The organism is Haemophilus sp. C1, assembly GCF_001276515.1.
Classification (GTDB): Bacteria; Pseudomonadota; Gammaproteobacteria; order Enterobacterales; family Pasteurellaceae; genus Haemophilus.
Genome location: NZ_LDVZ01000081.1, coordinates 1 through 546, shown reverse-complemented (window position 1 = coordinate 546; position 546 = coordinate 1). Strand labels below are relative to the sequence as shown.

Genomic DNA, 546 nt, shown 5'->3' with positions numbered 1-546 from the left:
GGATGTTGGTATTCAAACGGATGTTTTTATACTCCACAAATGGTTAATTGTGTTGATAAGGGGAAAGAATATCCATTAATTGCAGGGTATCAAAAAAAAGAACTACTAGGACATACAAACTCAAAACAACGATGGAAAGATTTTGTTTCTTGTGGAGGAAAGTATGGTGATATAAATCTACACTACTATCCGCAAAACTATCAAATAAATGACAAAAGATATAAAAATCTTGATGAATGTATGAATACTAAGGGGTATATATATCTTTCTCCCGCTGAATGTGGCTATCAAGATCCTAAGTGGGATAAGGGAAAATGTAATTTATAAAGCATTGAATTTATTATTTAAATAGAGTGCGGTCAAAATTTGGGAGTTTTTAAATTTAAAAAACAATCTGAAAAATGACCGCGCTTTTTTTAGAGAAAGAAAATTAATTCGTCATCAAGGTAGCGTGCGTTAATTGTTGGTTCACGCACCTTGCGCTAATTATGGGGATGGAAGTAATGAAAATTTTAGTTATATTCTTTATGACTATTTTTATTCAAT

General features: G+C 31.1%; 1 protein-coding gene. It reads left to right on the top strand.

Annotated elements, in window-relative coordinates; genetic code table 11:
* Window positions 1-327, top strand: a 327-nt coding sequence (locus ABW51_RS10240) for a hypothetical protein (RefSeq protein ID WP_231625724.1), incomplete at its 5' end; no start/stop codon positions are given.
* Window positions 328-546: the final 219 nt, after the last annotated feature.